Origin of the sequence: Ramlibacter pinisoli, from assembly GCF_009758015.1 — a bacterium.
GTDB classification, from domain to species: domain Bacteria; phylum Pseudomonadota; class Gammaproteobacteria; order Burkholderiales; family Burkholderiaceae_C; genus Ramlibacter; species Ramlibacter pinisoli.
This window is the reverse complement of sequence record NZ_WSEL01000009.1, coordinates 456,180-473,204: the sequence shown is the minus strand read 5'-3', so window position 1 is coordinate 473,204 and position 17,025 is coordinate 456,180. Positions and strand designations below refer to the sequence as shown.

The following is a 17,025-nucleotide window of genomic DNA, read 5'->3' as shown; positions in this document are numbered from 1 at the left end:
GTCGGAGCGGCCGGGCGGCTCATGGTGCCTCCCTGCGGCGCAGCAGCCGCTCGGCCACGCCCAGCAGGCCGCGCGGCGCGAACGCCACCACCACCACGATGAACAGGCCGATCCAGAGCTGCCAGTGCTTGCCGGTGTTGAAGCCGCCGATCGTCGGCAGGTCCTTGAAGACGTGCAGGAGGTACTCGAAGGCGAAGGCCCCGGCGATGGCGCCGGCGAAGTTGCCCATGCCGCCGAGGATGACCATCATGATGGCGTGCGCGCTCATGTGGAACCCGAGCAGCTCGGGGTTCATGAAGCCGGTCTGCGCGCCCCACAGGTAGCCGGCCAAGCCGGCCAGCGCGCCGGCCAGCGTGAAGGCGGCCAGCTTGTAGCCGAAGGTGCCGTAACCCAGAGCCCGCATGCGGTGCTCATTGACGCGGATGCCGGCCAGCACGCGGCCGAACGGGCTCCAGAGCAGGCGGCGCAGGAAGGCGTACACCGCCAGCAGGCAAGCCAGGGTGAAGTAGTAGAAGACGGTCTTGTTCTCCAGGTCGACCAGGCCCGCGTCCGGCTTGAAGTTGATGTAGATGCCGTCGGAGCCGCCCAGCCGCAGCGACAGGCCGGCGATCCGCAGGTCCTTGTTGTCGAACACCAGGTAGAACAACATCTGGGCGAATGCCATCGTGACCATGATGAAGTAGATGCCGTGGGTGCGGACCACGAAGAAGCCGATGACCAGCGCGAACAGCGCTGCCACCGCCACCGCCAGCGGCAGCGTCCACCACAGGCTGACCGCGCCGGCGTCCGAGGACACCAGCGACAGCGCGTAGCCGCCGAGGCCGAAGAACGCGGCGTGGCCCAGGGACACCAGGCCGGTGACGCCCTGCAGCAGGTCCAGGCTCATCGCGAAGATGGCCAGGATCATCATCCGGGCGACCATCTGGGCGTAGAAGTCGGTGGTGACGAAGGGGCAGGCCACCAGCGCCACCAGCCCGAGGGCGAGCAGCACCTGCAGGCTGCGCGGCAGCACTTCGAGGCGGGACTGGGCGAGGCTCATGTCCGGCCCCCGGTCCCGCAGATGACGGGCGCGGTCATTGCTTGAACAGTCCTTCTGGCTTCCACAGCAGCACCACCGCCATCAGCATGTAGACCAGCATGCCGGCCACCTGCGGCAGCAGCACCTTGCCGAAGGTGTCGACGGTGCCCACCAGCAGGGCGGCGATGAGGGCGCCGCGCACCGAGCCGATGCCGCCGATGACCACCACCACGAAGCACATGATCAGCACCTGCGAGCCCATGTTCGGGTACACGCTGGAGACCGGCGCGGCGATCATGCCGGCGATGGCCGCCAGCGCCACGCCGAGCGCGAACACCACCGCGTGGATGCGCTTGATGTTGATGCCCAGGGCCTCGGCCATGGCGTGGTTGAAGGCGCCGGCGCGGATCTTCATGCCCAGCCGCGTCTTCGAGATGAGCAGGTACAGCCCCAGCGCCAGCGCGACGCACACGCCCGACATGACCAGCCGGTAGACCGGGTACGACAGGTTGTCGGTGAGCGGGAGCGAGGCGGCCAGCGCCTGCGGGATGTCGACGCCGTGCACGTCGTCCCCCCACAGGATGGAGCGCAGTTCCTCGAAGACGTAGATCAGGCCGAACGTGAGCAGGACCTGGTCGAGGTGGTCGCGCTGGTAGAAGTGGCGGAACAGCAGGTGCTCCAGCAGCAGGCCGAACGCCACCGCGATCACGGCGCCGGCCAGCAGCGCCAGCGTGAGGCTGCCCAGGCGCGCGGAGAGCGACCAGGCGAGGTAGGCGCCCAGCATGTAGAAGCTGCCGTGCGCCAGGTTGACCACGCCCATGATCCCGAAGATCAGCGTGAGGCCGGCGGCCAGCATGAACAGCAGCAGCCCGTACTGCACGCTGTTGAGCAGCTGGATGAGGAAGTTGGCGAAGTCCATCAGGTGCCGCGGCGGGTGAAGAGCAGGGCGGTGCCCAGGAGCGCGAACAGGCCGCCACAGACGCGGTCGATCCAGCGCACCACGCGCGCCTGCCGCAGCCAGCCGGCGATGCGGCCGACCCCGAAGGCCGCGGCCACCAGCATCAGGAAGTCGGTGGCAACGAAGGTGCCGGCCAGCAGCGCGAACTGCGGCGGCACCGGCGCGGCCGGGTCGATGAACTGCGGGAAGAAGGCCGAGAAGAACAGCAGCGCCTTGGGGTTGCTCGCACCCACCAGCAGGCCCTGCACGAACAGCGAGCGGCCGGCCGGCGCGGGCGCGGCTTCGGCCAGCGCGCCGGTGCCGCGGAAGGTGCGGATGCCCAGCCACACCAGGTAGCAGGCGCCGGCCACCTTGAGCACGGTGAAGGCCGCCTCGGACGCGGCCAGCAGTGCGCCCAGGCCCGCGGCCGACAGGGCCATGATGCCCAGGCTGGCCGCGAGCGCACCGGCCGCCGAGGCCAGCGCGCGCGCCGGCCCGTGGTGGAGGGCGTTGCTGACGCACATCAGCAGCGTGGGGCCGGGCGTGACGACCAGCAGCGCCACCGCGGCGAGGTAGATCAGGTAGGTCGAGGAAGTCATCGGGCGGATCGGCCAAAAAAATGGGAGGCTCGCGCCCCCCCATCAGCACGATGCGTGCCGGTCAGGCGATCTTGCAGCCGGCGCCGGAATCGGCCAGCGCCTTGGCCGCCACGCCGATCACCTTGTTTTCCTTGTTCTCGACGCGGCGCAGGTAGATGTCCTGCACCGGGTTGTGCGCCTTGCTCATGCTCCACTTGCCGCGCGGGCTGTCGATGGTCTGGGTCTCCAGCGCCTTGTACAGGGCCTGCTTGTTGCCGATGTCGCCCTTGACGGCGGCGGCGCCCTGCGCGAGCAGCAGGCCGGTGTCGTAGCCCTGGACGGCGTAGACGTCGGGCTGCATGCGGAAGGCCTTGGCGTATTCGAGGCGGAACTGGTTGTTGCGCGGCGTGTCCAGCGAGTCGCTGTAGTGCATGGTGGTCATGATGCCGTCGGCCGCGGGGCCGGCCGCATCGAGCACGCCTTCGGTGAGGAAGCCCGACCCCCACAGCGGGATCTTGTCCTTCAGGCCGGCCGCCGCGTAGTCGCGGATGAACTTGGCGGCGCCGCCGCCGGCGAAGAAGCAGGCCACGGCATCGGGCTTGAGCGAGGCGATCTCGGTAAGCAGGGCCTGGAATTCGACGTTCGGGAAGGGCAGGCCCAGTTCCTTGACGATGGTGCCGCCCGCCTTGGTGTAGCTGTCCTTGAAGCCCTCGAAGGCCTCGTCGCCGGCGGCGTACTTCCAGGTGATCCAGACGGCCTTCTTCAGGCCCTTGTCGACCATGGGCTTGCCCAGGGCCAGCGTGGGCTGGCTGTTGGTGAACGAGGTGCGGAACACGTTGGGCGCGCACAGGGCGCGCGTGGCGGCGTGGACGCCGGCATTGGGGATGAGGTTGAGCACGCCCGATTCGCGCGCGACGCGCTGGATGCCCATCTGCACGCCCGAGTGGACGGTGCCGATCAGCACGTCGACCTTGTCGCGCTGCACGAGGCGGTTGGCGTTCTCGACGCCCTTGGACGGCTCGGATTCGTCGTCGACCTTGAACCACTCGATGTCGCGTCCGCCGAGCTTGCCGCCCCTCTCGCCGATGGCCATGCGCACGCCGTTCTCGATCGCGACGCCCAGCTGCGCGAAGGTGCCGGTGTAGGGCAGCATGAAGCCCACGCGCACCTTGCTGGACTGCGCGCGCACGATCTGCGGCAGCAGCAGGCCGGTGGATGCGGCGCCGACGACGGCGGCGCTGCGGGCGAGGACGAGACGGCGGGTGGACATGGCGTGGCTCTCCTGGATTCCGGATTTAGTTTAGGCTTAAAGGATTTGTACCTGATCCCGGCCGGGCACGCCACATGACTTACCCGGATTTGGGCGGCGCGCGCGGCGCGTGTCAGGCGCCGGCGGCGGCGCGCAGCTTGAAGCGCTGGATCTTGCCGGTGGCCGTCTTGGGCAGCTCGGGCACGAACGCGATCCAGCGCGGGTACTTGTACGGCGCGAGCTGGTTCTTCACGTGCTGCTGCAGCTGCTCCTCGCTGGCCGACTGGCCGGGCTTGAGCACCACGTAGGCCTTGGGCTTGACCAACTGGTCGCTGTCGGCCACGCCGATCACGGCCGCCTCGAGCACCGCCGGGTGCGTGCCGAGGCAGGCCTCGACCTCGAACGGCGACACGTAGATGCCGCCCACCTTGAGCATGTCGTCGCTGCGGCCGCCGTAGGTGTAGTAGCCGTCGGCGTCACGCGTGTACTTGTCGCCGCTGCGGGTCCACTCGCCGGCGAAGGTGGCCTTGGTCTTGGCCCGGTTGTTCCAGTACATCAGGGCCGCGCTGGGGCCGCTGATCTGCAGCTCGCCGATCTCGCCGGGGCCGCACTCGCGGCCGTCGTCGCCGACGATGCGCAGCTCGTACCCGGGCACCGGCTGGCCGGTGGTGCCGTAGCGCACCCGGCCGGGCCGGTTCGACAGGAAGATGTGCAGCATCTCGGTGGAGCCGATGCCGTCCAGGATCTCGCAGCCGTAGGCCTGCGTCCACCGCCTGCCGATGTCGGCCGGCAGCGCCTCGCCGGCGCTGGTGCACACGCGCAGCCGCAGCTGCGCCTTCGACGGCGCGGCCGGGTGGGCCAGCAGGGCGGCGTAGAGCGTGGGCACGCCGTAGAAGATGGTGGGCTGGTATCTCGCCAGCACGCCGAACACGTCCGCCGGGGTGGGGCGCGAGGGCAGCAGCACGGCGGTGGCGCCGACGCTCATCGGGAAGGTGAGGGCGTTGCCCAGGCCGTAGGCGAAGAACAGCTTGGCCGCGGAGAAAACGACGTCGTCCTCGCGGATGCCGAGCACCGCACGGCCGTACAGCTCGGCGGTCTGCACCAGGTGGGCATGCAGGTGCACCGTGCCCTTGGGCGTGCCGGTGGAGCCGCTCGAATAGAGCCAGAAGCAGGGTTCGTCGGCGCCGGTGTCGGCTACCCGGCGCTCGCCCGATCCGGCGGCGACCAGGCCGGCCACGGAGTCCGGGCCTTCGCCGCCGGCGACGAAGACGGCCTGCAGCGACGCAGCCCGCTCGACCACGCCGTCGAAGGCGGGCCGCAGCGCCTGCGAGACGAACAGCGCCTGGGCGCGCGAGTCGCGCAGCATGAACTCGAAGTCCTGCGGCGTGAGCAGCGTGTTGGCCGCCACCGGCACCACGCCGGCCAGGATGCAGCCGAGGAAGACCACCGGCCATTCGGGCGTGTCCAGCATTGCCAGCAGCACCCGCGACTCGGGGCGCAGGCCGCGCGCCCGCAAGGCATTGGCCAGCCGGTGGGCCTGGTCGGCGAGCTGCCCGTAGGTGAGGGTGGCGCCCGACGCGGCGTCGATGAACGCCACCTTGGCGGCGCGGCTTGCGTTGCGTTCCAGCAGGTCGTGCGCGGCGTTGTAGTCGCGCGGGATGTCCAGCCGAGGCGGGCTGGTGCTGTGGTCGGCGTGGCTCAGGCGCATGGCCGGTCTCCTCGTTGTGTTCTGCGTTCCCATCGTCGTCACCATGCCGGACCGACGCACTTCACACCCCTGGCGTCATGCCGGGCTTGAGCCGGCATCCATCTCCCGTTGCCGAGCGCCTCCGGCGGTCGGTTCAGGCCGCCTGCGCCTGCTCCGCGGCCAGGGCCTGCGTCAGCCACTGGCGGCACCAGGCGGTGCCTTCCTCCTCGGGCATGGTGCCCGCGCTGGCGTCGTGGCACCAGACGTCGCCGATGCGCTGCGCGCCCAGTCCCTGCAGGCGCTCGTCGAACTTCTTGCCGCCGAAACAGAAGGTCTGCAGGTAGGTGCGATCGCCGAGCGCGATGACGCCATAGCGCACGTGGCCGAGGAAGCGCGGCGTGGCATCGAGCGACTCGTAGAGGTTGCGCGCGTTGTCCGGTACGTCGCCCGAGCCGTAGGTGGAGCTGCAGATGAGATATAGCGCATCCGCCTCGTCGAAGGCGGAGATGTCCAGGCCGTCCATCAGCTGCACCTCGATGTCCTCGACCAGGTCGGCGCAATCCATCTGGATCGCCTGCGCCACGTAGTCGGCGGTGCTGGTCATGGTGCCGACGAGGATCTTGAGCTTCATGAAGGCCTCACATGCAGTAAACTGCTTGACATGTCGATGGACGGAAGTATACTGCAATCTTGATGCAGGTCAAACGAAGCGCAGAAACCCCGCCCGCCATGCAGCTGATCACCGACTCCGACACCGACACCAGGGCCACGCTGGCCGAGCTCGGCGGCCGCGTGCGTGCCTGGCGCGCCCGGCGCGGCATGACGCGCAAGCAGCTGGCCGCCGACTCGGGCCTGTCCGAGCGCTTCCTGGCCGACGTCGAAAGCGGCAAGGGCAACGTCTCGATCAATTCGCTGGAGGCGGCGGCCCGGGCGCTGAACATCACCATCCTCGAGCTGCTGCAGGATGCCCCGCGCCCCGCGCTGGCACGCGTGCAGCAGCTGCTGGGCCGGCTGGACGAGGGCCAGCTCGACCAGGCCTATGTGCTGCTGGCCGACGCCTTCGGCCTGGGCGATGCCCAGGGGCGCGAGCAGCGCATCGCGCTCATTGGCCTGCGCGGTGCCGGCAAGTCCACGCTGGGCGCCCAGCTGGCCGCACAGCGCGGCGTGCCCTTCGTCGAACTCGACCGCGAGATCGAGCGCGAGGCCGGCACCAGCATGAACGAGATCCTGCTGCTGCACGGCCAGGCCGGCTACCGCCGCTACGAACGCCGCGCGCTGATGCGCATCGCCGAGGACCACGCCGATGGCGTGGTCGTCACCACCGGTGGCAGCATCGTGAGCGAGCGCGAGACCTTCGACCTGCTGCAAAGCCGCTTCTGGTGCGTCTGGCTCAAGGCCAGCCCCGAGGAGCACATGAGCCGCGTGGTCGCCCAGGGCGACATGCGGCCGTTCGACACCACCCGCGGCGCGACGACGGAGGCGATGGAGGACATCCGCCGCATCCTGGCCAGCCGCGAATCGCTCTATGCGCGCGCCGACGCCGTGGTCGACACCGCGGCGCGCACCGTCAAGCAATCGATGAAGGACCTGGAGCGCGCCGTTCCGGCCCCCGTCCCGCAACGTTCCAAGGAGACCGCCTGATGAATGCCATGACAGAACCTTTGTTGTTCACGCAAGGGGATCGCGAGCTGGTGCGTTTCGCCACCCACCCGTCGAGGTACCGTCACTGGCAGCTGTCGGTCGAGGGGGACGTCGCGCGCCTGAAGCTCGACATCGACGAGGACGGCGGCATCAAGCCGGGCTACAAGCTCAAGCTCAACTCCTACGACCTGGGCGTCGACATCGAACTGCACGACGCGGTCAACCGCATCCGCTTCGAACATCCCGGCGTGAAGGTGGTGGTGTTCGAGTCCGGAAAGGACCGCATCTGGTGCTCGGGCGCCAACATCTACATGCTGGGACTGTCCACCCACGCGTGGAAGGTGAATTTCTGCAAGTTCACCAACGAGACGCGCAACGGCCTGGAGGACTCGTCCCGCCACGACGGCCTGAAGTCGGTGGCGGCCGTTACCGGTGCCTGCGCCGGCGGCGGCTACGAACTGGCGCTGGCCTGCGACCGCATCGTGATGGTGGATGACCGCTCGTCCACCGTCAGCCTGCCGGAGGTGCCGCTGCTGGGCGTGCTGCCCGGCACCGGCGGCCTGACCCGCGTGACCGACAAGCGCAAGGTGCGCCGCGACCTGGCCGACATCTTCTGCACCACCAGCGAGGGCGTGCGCGCCGACCGTGCCAGGGACTGGAAGCTGATCGACGCCCACGCCAAGCCGCAGGACTTTCCCCGGCTGGTGGCGGCCGAGGTCGACGCGCTGCGCGGCCAGTCCACCCGCAACGGCCCGCAGCGCGGCATCGAGCTGACGCCGCTGGACGGCACCATCGACGAGCAGGGCTACCACTACGGCCTGGTCGACGTGGCGATCGACCGCGCGGCGCGCACTGCCACCCTGACGGTGCAGGCGCCGGCGGCGCCCATCGAGGCGACGCCCGAGGCCATCGTCGCGGCCGGTGCCGGCTGGTGGCCGCTGCGGCTGGCCCGCGAGCTGGACGACGCGATCCTGAACCTGCGCACCAACGAGCTGGAGATCGGCACCTGGGTGCTCAAGACCCGCGGCGAGGCCCAGCGCGTGCTGCAGGCCGACGCGGTGCTCGAGCAGCACCGGGACCACTGGCTGGTGCGCGAGACCCTGGGCCTGCTGCGCCGCACGCTGGCCCGCCTGGACGTCACCAGCCGCTCTCTCATCGCGCTGGTGGACCAGGGCTCGTGCTTCGCCGGCACCTTCTACGAGCTGGCGCTGGCCTGCGACCGCATCTACATGCTGGACCTGCCCGATGCGCCCGATGCGGCGCCGGCGCTGCACCTGTCGGCGGCCAATTTCGGCCGCTACCCGGTGGTCAACGGCCTCACGCGCCTGCAGACCCGCCTGTACGAGGACGCCGCCGCGATCGGGCAGCTGCAAGGCCTGCAGGGCAGCGCGCTGCGCGCCGACCAGGCCCTGGGCCTGGGCCTGGTGACCCTGACGCCCGACGACATCGACTGGGACGACGAGATCCGCATCATGCTGGAGGAGCGGGCGTCGCTCTCGCCCGACGCGCTCACCGGCATGGAGGCCTCGCTGCGCTTTCCCGGCCCCGAGACCATGGAAACCCGCGTCTTCGGCCGCCTGTCCGCCTGGCAGAACTGGATCTTCATCCGCCCCAACGCCGTCGGCGAGGACGGCGCGCTGAAGCTGTTCGGAAGCGGCAAGAAAGCGAAGTTCGACTGGAAGCGCGTCTGAGGCGGACACGGAGTCCGTTCCCCGATCACCAAGGAACACACCATGAGCACCATCGACCTGCAAGCCCTGATCCCCAACAACGTCGACCTGGCCGACAACCGCCAGCTGCAGCGGGCGCTGGAGAAGTGGCAGCCCGCCTTCCTGAACTGGTGGAACGAGATGGGCCCGAGCGACTTCAAGGCCAACGACGTCTACCTGCGCACCGCCGTTGGCGTCGATGCGTCCGGCTGGGCCAGCTACGGCTACACGCCCATGCCCGAGTACCGCTGGGGCATCTTCCTGGCCGACCGGGAGGAAAACCGCAAGATCGGCTTCGGCGACTTCATGGGCCAGGACGTCTGGCAGGACGTGCCCGGCGAATACCGCTCCACGTTCCGGCGCCTGATCGTGACGCAGGGCGACACGGAACCGGCGTCGGTCGAACAGCAGCGGCTGCTGGGCCACACCGCGCCCTCGCTCTATGACCTGCGCAACCTGTTCCAGGTGAACGTGGAGGAGGGCCGCCACCTGTGGGCCATGGTCTACCTGCTGCACGCGCACTTCGGCCGCGACGGCCGCGAGGAGGCCGAGGAACTGCTCGAGCGCCACTCCGGCGACGTCAACAAGCCGCGCATCCTGGGCACGTTCAACGAGCCGATGGACAACTGGCTGTCGTTCTTCATGTTCACCTACTTCACCGACCGCGACGGCAAGTTCCAGCTCAAGAGCTTTGCCGAGAGCGCGTTCGACCCGCTGGCGCGCACCACCCGCTTCATGCTGACCGAGGAGGCGCACCACATGTTCGTGGGCGAGACCGGCGTGGGCCGCGTCATCCGGCGCACGCTGGAGGTGATGAAGGAACTGGACACCGACGACGTGGCCACGCTGCGCAAGGCCGGCGTGATCGACCTGCCCACCGTGCAGCGCTACATGAACTACTGGTTCAGCGACTCGCTGGACCTGTTCGGTTCGGAGTCGTCGTCCAACGCGGCCAACTATTTCAGCAACGGCATCAAGGGCCGGCCCGACGAGGCGCGCTTCGCCGACCACGTGGAGAGCGGCACCGAGATGACCATCCAGGTGCCCGACGGCCAGGGCGGCCTGCGCAGCGAGACGGTGAGCGTGCGCAACGGCCTGAACGAGGTCACGCGGCTCGAGTACGTCAAGGACTGCAACATCGGCGTGACGCGCTGGAACATGGCCATCAAGCGCGCCGGCATCGACTTCGAGCTGAAGCTGCCGTCGACCCGCTTCCGCCGCGAGGTGGGCATGTGGGCCGGGGTGCCGACCACGCCCGAGGGCACGCCGATCAGCCAGGCCGAGTTCGACGCGAGAAAGGCGCAGTGGCTGCCCAGCGAGGCCGACCAGGCCTTCGTCAAGAGCCTGATGCAGCGCGTCACCGAGCCCGGCAAGATGGCCGCGTGGATCGCGCCGCCCGATCGTGGCATCAATGCCCAGCCGGTCGAGTACGAGTACGTGAAGCTCTGACGGGCTGCGGCCCGTAGGCCGCGTCCCACAGGGCGTCGGCGCTCGGCGACGTGGGATTGCTTCCCACGGCCGACCGGAGCGCTGCCGTCGAGCGTCCATCCTGCCTGCATGGCTGGCGCAACCGCGCCGGCAAGCAGTTCCAAGGAGATTCTCGATGAGCAAACTACTCACCATCCTGCTCGCCACCGTCGTGGCCGGCGGCGCCTACGCGCAAGGCGCCAGCAGCAGCACGACCCTCGGCACGCAGTCGGGCGCCTCGTCCGGCAGCAGCGGAACGCTGAAGAACGACAGCAGCGTGACCACCGGGCAGGGTGCCACCACCGGCGGTGCTCTGGGCGCAAGTGGCGGCGCCATCGTGCGTCCCGGCAGCCCGGGCAGTCCGGACCGCAGCACCAGCACCATGGGCAACAGCGGCACGACCGGATCCACCGGCTCCACCGGTCCGACCACGTCCAGCCCCAGCGCTTCCGGCGGCACGGGCACCAGCCCGGGCACGGCGTCGGGCAGCACCAGCGGCTCCGACGCGGGCGCCAGCGCGACCAACAGCAACACGACCAACGTCAACGTGCTGGGCGGCAGCGGCACGTCCAGCGGCAGCACGGGCACCTCGGCGTCCGGCAGCACCATGGGTGCGGGCAAGGACTGCCCGCCCGGACTGGCGAAGAAGGACAATGGCTGCCTGCCCCCGGGCCAGGCGAAGAAGCAGCAGCCCTGATCCCCGGCGCGCCCGGTCCTGCCGGGGCCGGCGCGCCGTCAACTCCAGGAGCGTCGATCCGCGATGAACAAACTCTTCACCCTGCTTGCCATGGCCGCCTGTTCGGCCGCCGTGGCGCAAGTCGTCCCGCATGTCCCGGGGACCAACACCGGCGGCGGCTCCCAGCCGAGCCGGCCCTCGACCGCGATGAAGTCCAGCACGGCCACGACGCCGGGCGACGACGCCTTCACGACCGAGGGCGCCGGGGCGAGGACGGCCGGCTCGGTGCGGGGCCCCGCGGGGGGCGCCGGCAGTCCGAGCGGGGCGGGCGGGATGGCTGGCGGGCGGGCCGTCCCGGCCACCTCGGGCATCACCACCATGCACGGCGATGGGCCGTCGGTGGGGCCCAGCCCCGCGGCCGGCCCGTTGATGAACGGCGCGTCGTTGGGCGGCGTGACCAGCGGCACGATGTTGAACGGCGGCGGCACGAGCCTGGCCACGTCCCCCAGCGCCATGTCCCAGCCCTCGCTGGGCGCCGGCACCGACACCGTGTGCCCACCGGGGATGATCAACACCGGGCTGGGCTGCAAGTCGACTTCCACCCCCCGGCCGCGTCCGGCGACGCCGGTCAGCCGGTGATCACCGCCCCGCGCTCGGCCAGCAGTCCGCGCAGCAGGGAGCGGTGGCAGCGCGCCTCGTCCGCGCAGTAGCAGCCGACCGAGAAATCGGCCGTGCGCGACAGCGCGGCGAGCAGGTCCAGGGTTCGGATCGCATCGGGTTGCGCCATCTCGGCGCGGTACTTGCGGGTGAACGCCGCCCATTCCTTGTCGGTGCTGGCGGTCAGGCCCAACTGCATGGTCTCGACGCTGGGCGCGAGGTTGGGGTACCAGACGTCTTACCAGTTGCCCGAGGCGAACTCGGTCTTGGGCACGCCCCGCGGCGGCCGCCGCACGGTGCCGATGCGCAGGCCCTCACCGGCCTGGCGCTCGCTTCCCAATCGCACGATCCGCACAGCCATGCCGTTCCTCCTGGGGTGCACCGGTAGAATGGCGCGAGTCGGAGCGTAGCGCAGTCTGGTAGCGCATCTGGTTTGGGACCAGAGGGTCGTAGGTTCGAATCCTATCGCTCCGACCATCCAAGCCGTTGATCTGCAACGGCTTTTTTTGGTTTGGTTGTTGCCCAAAACGGGCAGTTTTCGAACCAGGCCGAATTCTGCGCGCCCAATGCCGAGTCAACGCCGCGAAGAAAGAACGGATGTCCAAGCTCATGGCGCAAGTGCTGGTACTTGCCGCATTGCTCGTCTCGACGTTGACGACGGCCCAGCCAGTAGATCCCAAATCCAAGGTGCCTGCGGACGTGCTCCTACGCAGAGACTTCCCCCTTGATCTGCATGTCACGCTTGAGGACAGCGACATCAGCGCACGGGCATCTCAGGCCAGGCAAGCCAAAGGATTGGGCATCGATGACGCAGAGATCACCGCAAAAAGAGAAGCCGAGTTATCGGCTCTCAGTCAATCTGTCTTTCCAGGCGGTCGGCGCGGGAGCATTGTCGTTCTAAGAGAAGGTCGCCAAGTTCCGACCGTGGTGGTGCGTGTTCCGAATGCGGCGGCGCTGGATGAACTACTTGCTGACCCGCGAGTGAAATCGGCCGATGACCTTCACCGTAAATATTATCCTCAGTGAGATCTGCTCGGCGGGAACATAGAAGGCAAGGCGGGATCTGCAGCCCGGCGCCCACCATGGCCTGGAACACGTTCGCTCGGCTCACCGACGCAGCGCCGACCGGATCCATTCACTTGCGCTCGAGTTTCTCGGAGATGCGGATATCGGACCGTTGATCGAGGCCGACAAGTGCTATGAGCGGCTGGACCTCCTTCAAGACGGCCATCAGCCCTGGGAAATCGTCCGCGACCAGGCACGCGAGCTGGCTGCCCGCTCCCGAGATGTCGACCAGGAAGCGAGGAGAGCTGGACGAGTTCTCGTAGATCGAGATCTCGGCGCCGACGCCGCCGTCGATCGCCGATGACACCTGCTTGGTGTAGCCGGCGTCAGTCAGCGCGAGCTCATAGTCGGTGTTGTGCGGCGGGAGTGGGTCTGGTGCCTCGACGAGCGTGCCGTTGCTCAACTTGTAGGCGAAGACGGGGTTCATAGACGGCCTCAAAGTGTCGATGCTACCGGCCAGGCAGCACCGCAGTGTTCCGCGTCTGAGCCGCCCGCGCGGGCCCTGTCACGGCGTTCTCCCCGGTTGCACATCCAGCGGATCCGGCCCATCCGGATCCCGCACCCGCCGCGGGTCGGTCGCCAGGTACTCGACCGCCGGCAGGTCCATGTCCTGCAGGTGGGTGACCAGCCAGCCCTGCAGGGCCAGCACCAGGCGATGGCGTGAGAGGTCGCCGCAGGCCACAGCGGCCCACACGGCCTGCAGGCGGTCGAGCCCCGCCACATGCTCCTGGCGGTGCTGCTCCAGCCACTCGTAGCCGTTGACCAGCAGCATCTGCTCCTCGGCCGCGCAATGGCGCTGGGCTAGGCCCAGGATGTCCCCGTAGGCGGCCGCCAAAGTCTCGTGGCTCATCTGGGCGACATCGGCGGCGAACGACCGCGTGAGTTCGAACAGCAGGATGTGCTGCCGGTCGAGCAGCGGGTTGCCAAGGCTGTAGCGGGGATTCCACTGCAGGGAACTGGTGGGCGGGCTGGTGTCCATGTCGGGCGGTGCAATCGAGGCACAGTGCCTCACACCCGTGTCAGGCGCATGAACCCTCCTGGCGTCCCGGCGGGCCGCGGCGCAGTCATCGTTTCTGTCGGCTGCTTCGGGCGCAGGCGCCGGCGTGCAGGGAGTTGCTAATAGACCTGCGGCACGTACATCTCGTGCGGCACGGGGCGCCGGGTGTAGTCCTCGTGGCGCACGCGCGCGGGCATGACGACCTCCGGGTGGGGCACGTCCTCGAACGGAACGAGCGACAGCAGGTGCCGGATGCAGTTCAGGCGCGCTTTCTTCTTGTCGTCCGCATGCACCAGCCACCACGGTGACTCGGCCGTGTGCGTGCGCTGCAGCATCACTTCCTTGGCCTTGGTGTAGGCCTCCCAGCGCCGCCGCGACTCCAGGTCCATGGGGCTGAGCTTCCACTGCTTGAGCGGGTCGTGGATGCGCGACAGGAAGCGCGCGTGCTGCTCGTCATCGGAGATCGAGAACCAGTACTTCACGACCTGGATGCCCGAGCGGATCAGCATCCGCTCGAACTCGGGCACGCTGCGGAAGAACTCCTCGTACTGCTCGTCGGTGCAGAACCCCATGACGCGTTCGACGCCGGCGCGGTTGTACCAGCTGCGGTCGAACAGCACGATCTCGCCGGCGGCGGGCAGGTGCGCGACATAGCGCTGGAAGTACCACTGGGTCCGCTCGCGGTCGTTCGGGGCCGGCAGCGCAGCCACCCGGGCGACGCGCGGGTTCAGCCGCTGGGTGATGCGCTTGATCACGCCGCCCTTGCCCGCGGCGTCGCGGCCCTCGAACAGGATCACCAGCCGGTGGCCGCTGGCGACCACCCAGTCCTGCAGGCGCACCAGGTCGCGCTGCAGCTCGAACAGGGTCTCGAAGTAGAGGTGCCGCTGGAGCCGTTCGGCCTCGGTCATCGGCCGCTCGGAGCCGTCGGCGAGGAACTCGCGGTCTTCCAGTTCCAGCTCGTATTCCTCGTCGAGGTTGTCCTGCAAGTCGGCGTGCAGCCGGTCCGTCGTGTTCATGGCGCGGGCAGTGTGGACACCCCGGATGACATTTGCGTGACGGTGGCCGCGCGGCCCTGACACGGTCGTTCACAGCCGTTGCCGACAAGTTGGGGTGTCGGCACGGACGGCAATGGCGCGAGGTGGGCCGCCGGGCGGCGGGCCTATAGTCGTCCCCTCCCTGACGACCCCCGCTCCGATGCTCGATCCGCTGCTGTTCCACGACTGGCATCCCGTGGCCGAGAGCCGCCTGCTCGCGCCCGGCACCATCCACCCGTTCCGCCTGCTGGGCGAGGAAGGCATCGCCTGGCGCAGCGCCGACGGTGCCGTGCAGGCCTGGGACGATCGCTGCCCGCACCGCGGCTCGCGCCTGTCGCTCGGCCGCATCGTGGGCGACCGGGTCGTGTGCGCGTACCACGGCTGGCAGTTCGACGCCGGCGGCCAGTGCCGGCTGCAGCCGGCGCAGCCGCGCGAGGTGCCGCCGAGGACGGCCTGCGCGCGGCGCTTCCATGCGGCCGAGGCGTACGGCCTGGTGTGGGTGAGCCTGGGCGAGCCCGCGCGCGACCTCCCCCCGGTGCCCGAGCACACCGACCGCGGCTGGCGCGTGGTGGCGGGCCCGCCGCAGCGGGTGGCCACCTGCGGCCCGCGCATCGTCGAGAACTTCCTGGACATGGCCCACTTCGCCTTCGTCCATGCCGGCATCCTCGGCCACCCCGACCATGCCGAAGTGCCCGACTACCAGGTCGGCCCGTTCGACGACGGCCAGGGCGCGCGCGGCATGCGCGGCGTGGTCGCGACCGGGTGCTTCGCCTACCAGCCCGAGCCCAGCCTCACCGTGGGAGCCGATGCGTCCATGGTGGAGTACACCTACCGCGTGTTGCGGCCGCTGACCGCGGTGCTCACCAAGCTCGCGCAGGAGCCCGCCTTCCCGCAGGCGATCAGCCTGCACGTGCAGCCGCTGGACGCGGAGACCTGCCATGCCTGGATGGTCATGTCCGGCATCGACGCACAGACGGCCGACGACGAGCTGCTGGCGCGGCAGGGGCGCATCTTCGAGCAGGACCTGCAGATCCTCGAGTCGCAGCGTCCGAAGCAGGTGCCGCTGGAAGCCGGCGTGGAGGTGCCGCAGCGGGCCGACCGGCTGTCGAGCGCCTACCGGCGCATGCTCAAGGCAGCGGGCCTGCGCTACGGCGTGCTGTGACGCCGGGCCGGGTCAGCGTGCGTCCCGGCGGACCCAGCGGCCCACCAGGCTGCGCAGCGCCGACGTGTGCAGCACCGCAGCGCCCGCCAGCCCGAACAGGCAGCCGATCACCGTGTCCAGCAGCCGGGCCTGCATCAGGTCGTGCACGGAGTGACCGGCGACCTGGCCGGGCAGTTGTGCGGCTTCGGCCAGCAGCACCGCCAGCGGCGTGATGAAGACCACCGCGGCGCCGTAGTGCCGCACGACCAGCGTCTCGACGACGAAGGTCAACCCGGTCACGGCGGCGGCGACGTGCCAGGCCGTCAACGGCGCGGCGGCGAGCGCCCCGAACAGCAGCATGCCGACCCCGGTGCCCGCGATGCGCTGCAGTTGGCGCGTCCAGGCGGCCCGCAGCGAGGCGCCCTGGAGCACGGCCATGCAGCTGACCGGCACCCAGTACGGGCGTTCCAGGCCGGCGGCCTGGGCGACCGCCAGCGAGAGCGCAACGAAGCTGCCGATCACCAGGCTCTCGGCCAGGATGACGACGCCGCCGGCCGGCGCGGGCCGGGCGGGTGTGGCGGCAATGTCGTGCGGCAGCAGCAGGCGGTAGGCCACGGCGACGGCCAGGGCCAGCAGGCATCCGGCCGCGAGCAGCTCCGTGTTCAGCAGGGCGCGCCCCGGGTGGACCGGCGTCTGGGCGGCGATCGACACCGCCATGACGAAGAACAGGGCGGCCGGCGGGCCCACCCCGCGCCAGCGGCACAGCAGCGCGGCGGCGAAGGCCACCAGCCCGGTGGCCGCCACCGTCGCCGCGGGCGACACCTGGCTGGCGGTGCCGATCGCATGGCTGGCCACCATGCCGATCGCGCAGCCCGCCACCCTGGCCAGGCCCCGGGCACCCGCCGCGCGCGGCAGGTAGAGGAACACGAGCCCGCCCAGCGACGCCGCCAGCCCGAGGGCCAGGTTGCCATGCCAGGCGGCGGCCAGAAGGGGCCCGCCGCTGGCGATCGCGGCGGCCGCGGGCAACTGCCAGGGCCGGTCGCTCTTCTGCACCCGCACCAGCTCCGTCCACTCGGCGCGCAGCCGGCGCCACAGCCTGGCGGCGACGGAACTTGCGTGCGTGCGGTGGGGCATCGGCGGATTGTGACCAGCGACGCTGCGGCCAACGT

17 protein-coding genes, 1 tRNA gene and 1 pseudogene are annotated in these 17,025 nt (G+C 69.7%); 8 read left to right on the top strand and 11 right to left on the bottom strand.

The window, feature by feature from the left end; translation table 11 throughout:
* Positions 1–19: 19 nt before the first annotated feature.
* The 6 genes from GON04_RS16790 to GON04_RS16765 form a co-directional block, all read right to left on the bottom strand.
* Positions 20–1,039 (bottom strand): branched-chain amino acid ABC transporter permease, encoded by a 1,020-nt coding sequence (locus tag GON04_RS16790; RefSeq protein WP_157399200.1) that lies wholly within the window; start codon positions 1,037–1,039, stop codon positions 20–22.
* Positions 1,040–1,073: 34 nt separating this feature from the next.
* A complete protein-coding gene (locus tag GON04_RS16785; RefSeq protein WP_157399199.1) occupies positions 1,074–1,937 on the bottom strand; it encodes a branched-chain amino acid ABC transporter permease in 864 nt (287 codons plus the stop codon).
* Complete coding sequence (locus tag GON04_RS16780) at positions 1,937–2,554, bottom strand: LysE family translocator (RefSeq protein WP_157399198.1); 618 nt, start codon at positions 2,552–2,554, stop codon at positions 1,937–1,939. Before GON04_RS16780 ends, GON04_RS16785 begins: the two co-directional genes overlap by 1 nt.
* A gap of 61 nt (positions 2,555–2,615) precedes the next feature.
* Positions 2,616–3,803: an ABC transporter substrate-binding protein gene (locus GON04_RS16775; protein ID WP_157399197.1), complete on the bottom strand. Its 1,188-nt coding sequence runs from the start codon at positions 3,801–3,803 to the stop codon at positions 2,616–2,618.
* 112 nt (positions 3,804–3,915) lie between these two features.
* The gene (locus GON04_RS16770) at positions 3,916–5,490 is read right to left on the bottom strand and encodes a benzoate-CoA ligase family protein (RefSeq protein WP_157399196.1); all 1,575 of its coding nucleotides are present in this window, start codon (positions 5,488–5,490) and stop codon (positions 3,916–3,918) included.
* Between the two features lie 133 nt (positions 5,491–5,623).
* Positions 5,624–6,100, bottom strand: a complete 477-nt coding sequence (locus tag GON04_RS16765) for a flavodoxin domain-containing protein (protein ID WP_157399195.1) — start codon at positions 6,098–6,100, stop codon at positions 5,624–5,626.
* 98 nt (positions 6,101–6,198) lie between these two features.
* Here GON04_RS16765 and GON04_RS16760 point away from each other — a divergent pair, with 98 nt between their 5' ends.
* From GON04_RS16760 to GON04_RS26600, 5 genes are all read left to right on the top strand, one after another.
* Entirely contained in the window at positions 6,199–7,110 is a 912-nt protein-coding gene (locus tag GON04_RS16760) for a helix-turn-helix transcriptional regulator (RefSeq protein ID WP_157399194.1), read from the top strand.
* A complete protein-coding gene (gene boxC / locus GON04_RS16755) occupies positions 7,110–8,801 on the top strand; it encodes a 2,3-epoxybenzoyl-CoA dihydrolase (protein WP_157399193.1) in 1,692 nt (563 codons plus the stop codon). The genes GON04_RS16760 and boxC overlap by 1 nt, the downstream gene beginning before the upstream one ends.
* A gap of 42 nt (positions 8,802–8,843) precedes the next feature.
* Complete coding sequence (gene boxB, locus GON04_RS16750; RefSeq protein WP_157399192.1) at positions 8,844–10,268, top strand: benzoyl-CoA 2,3-epoxidase subunit BoxB; 1,425 nt, start codon at positions 8,844–8,846, stop codon at positions 10,266–10,268.
* 154 nt (positions 10,269–10,422) lie between these two features.
* A complete protein-coding gene (locus tag GON04_RS16745; protein WP_157399191.1) occupies positions 10,423–10,983 on the top strand; it encodes a hypothetical protein in 561 nt (186 codons plus the stop codon).
* Between the two features lie 63 nt (positions 10,984–11,046).
* The gene (locus GON04_RS26600; RefSeq protein WP_181653617.1) at positions 11,047–11,601 is read left to right on the top strand and encodes a hypothetical protein; all 555 of its coding nucleotides are present in this window, start codon (positions 11,047–11,049) and stop codon (positions 11,599–11,601) included.
* Here GON04_RS26600 and GON04_RS16735 read toward each other — a convergent pair.
* A pseudogene (locus GON04_RS16735) lies at positions 11,591–11,980 on the bottom strand (DUF488 domain-containing protein). The gene GON04_RS26600 and the pseudogene GON04_RS16735 sit on opposite strands and share 11 nt — an antisense overlap.
* A gap of 39 nt (positions 11,981–12,019) precedes the next feature.
* On the opposite strand from GON04_RS16735, the gene GON04_RS16730 reads away from it, so the two are divergent.
* Positions 12,020–12,096, top strand: a tRNA-Pro gene (locus GON04_RS16730).
* Between the two features lie 120 nt (positions 12,097–12,216).
* On the top strand, positions 12,217–12,645 hold the full coding sequence (locus GON04_RS16725) for a hypothetical protein (RefSeq protein WP_157399189.1): 429 nt from the start codon (positions 12,217–12,219) through the stop codon (positions 12,643–12,645).
* A 109-nt stretch (positions 12,646–12,754) separates the two neighbouring features.
* Here the strand turns inward: GON04_RS16725 and GON04_RS16720 are convergent, their stop codons facing one another.
* The 3 genes from GON04_RS16720 to ppk2 all read right to left on the bottom strand — a co-directional run bounded on the left by GON04_RS16720 (position 12,755) and on the right by ppk2 (position 14,697).
* Positions 12,755–13,111 carry a hypothetical protein gene (locus tag GON04_RS16720; RefSeq protein WP_157399188.1) on the bottom strand — a complete coding sequence of 119 codons (357 nt, stop codon included), beginning with the start codon at positions 13,109–13,111 and terminating at the stop codon, positions 12,755–12,757.
* Between the two features lie 78 nt (positions 13,112–13,189).
* On the bottom strand, positions 13,190–13,663 hold the full coding sequence (locus GON04_RS16715; protein ID WP_157399187.1) for a bacteriohemerythrin: 474 nt from the start codon (positions 13,661–13,663) through the stop codon (positions 13,190–13,192).
* Positions 13,664–13,800: 137 nt separating this feature from the next.
* Entirely contained in the window at positions 13,801–14,697 is an 897-nt protein-coding gene (gene ppk2, locus GON04_RS16710; RefSeq protein ID WP_157399186.1) for a polyphosphate kinase 2, read from the bottom strand.
* Between the two features lie 178 nt (positions 14,698–14,875).
* Here ppk2 and GON04_RS16705 point away from each other — a divergent pair, with 178 nt between their 5' ends.
* Positions 14,876–15,877, top strand: a complete 1,002-nt coding sequence (locus tag GON04_RS16705; RefSeq protein ID WP_181653616.1) for an aromatic ring-hydroxylating oxygenase subunit alpha — start codon at positions 14,876–14,878, stop codon at positions 15,875–15,877.
* A gap of 12 nt (positions 15,878–15,889) precedes the next feature.
* Here the strand turns inward: GON04_RS16705 and GON04_RS16700 are convergent, their stop codons facing one another.
* Entirely contained in the window at positions 15,890–16,990 is a 1,101-nt protein-coding gene (locus GON04_RS16700; protein ID WP_157399184.1) for an FUSC family protein, read from the bottom strand.
* Positions 16,991–17,025 lie beyond the last annotated feature (35 nt).

Bases quoted from the DNA above. Each gene is read 5' to 3' on its own strand.
- GON04_RS26600 (WP_181653617.1), top strand. From the start codon at position 11,047: ATGAACAAACTCTTCACCCTGCTTGCCATGGCCGCCTGTTCGGCCGCC.
- GON04_RS16770 (WP_157399196.1), bottom strand. From the start codon at position 5,490: ATGCGCCTGAGCCACGCCGACCACAGCACCAGCCCGCCTCGGCTGGAC.
- GON04_RS16790 (WP_157399200.1), bottom strand. From the start codon at position 1,039: ATGAGCCTCGCCCAGTCCCGCCTCGAAGTGCTGCCGCGCAGCCTGCAG.
- GON04_RS16725 (WP_157399189.1), top strand. From the start codon at position 12,217: ATGTCCAAGCTCATGGCGCAAGTGCTGGTACTTGCCGCATTGCTCGTC.
- boxB (WP_157399192.1), top strand. From the start codon at position 8,844: ATGAGCACCATCGACCTGCAAGCCCTGATCCCCAACAACGTCGACCTG.
- ppk2 (WP_157399186.1), bottom strand. From the start codon at position 14,697: ATGAACACGACGGACCGGCTGCACGCCGACTTGCAGGACAACCTCGAC.
- GON04_RS16785 (WP_157399199.1), bottom strand. From the start codon at position 1,937: ATGGACTTCGCCAACTTCCTCATCCAGCTGCTCAACAGCGTGCAGTAC.
- GON04_RS16775 (WP_157399197.1), bottom strand. From the start codon at position 3,803: ATGTCCACCCGCCGTCTCGTCCTCGCCCGCAGCGCCGCCGTCGTCGGC.
- GON04_RS16745 (WP_157399191.1), top strand. From the start codon at position 10,423: ATGAGCAAACTACTCACCATCCTGCTCGCCACCGTCGTGGCCGGCGGC.
- GON04_RS16765 (WP_157399195.1), bottom strand. From the start codon at position 6,100: ATGAAGCTCAAGATCCTCGTCGGCACCATGACCAGCACCGCCGACTAC.
- GON04_RS16760 (WP_157399194.1), top strand. From the start codon at position 6,199: ATGCAGCTGATCACCGACTCCGACACCGACACCAGGGCCACGCTGGCC.
- GON04_RS16700 (WP_157399184.1), bottom strand. From the start codon at position 16,990: ATGCCCCACCGCACGCACGCAAGTTCCGTCGCCGCCAGGCTGTGGCGC.
- GON04_RS16705 (WP_181653616.1), top strand. From the start codon at position 14,876: ATGCTCGATCCGCTGCTGTTCCACGACTGGCATCCCGTGGCCGAGAGC.
- GON04_RS16715 (WP_157399187.1), bottom strand. From the start codon at position 13,663: ATGGACACCAGCCCGCCCACCAGTTCCCTGCAGTGGAATCCCCGCTAC.
- GON04_RS16720 (WP_157399188.1), bottom strand. From the start codon at position 13,111: ATGAACCCCGTCTTCGCCTACAAGTTGAGCAACGGCACGCTCGTCGAG.
- GON04_RS16780 (WP_157399198.1), bottom strand. From the start codon at position 2,554: ATGACTTCCTCGACCTACCTGATCTACCTCGCCGCGGTGGCGCTGCTG.
- boxC (WP_157399193.1), top strand. From the start codon at position 7,110: ATGAATGCCATGACAGAACCTTTGTTGTTCACGCAAGGGGATCGCGAG.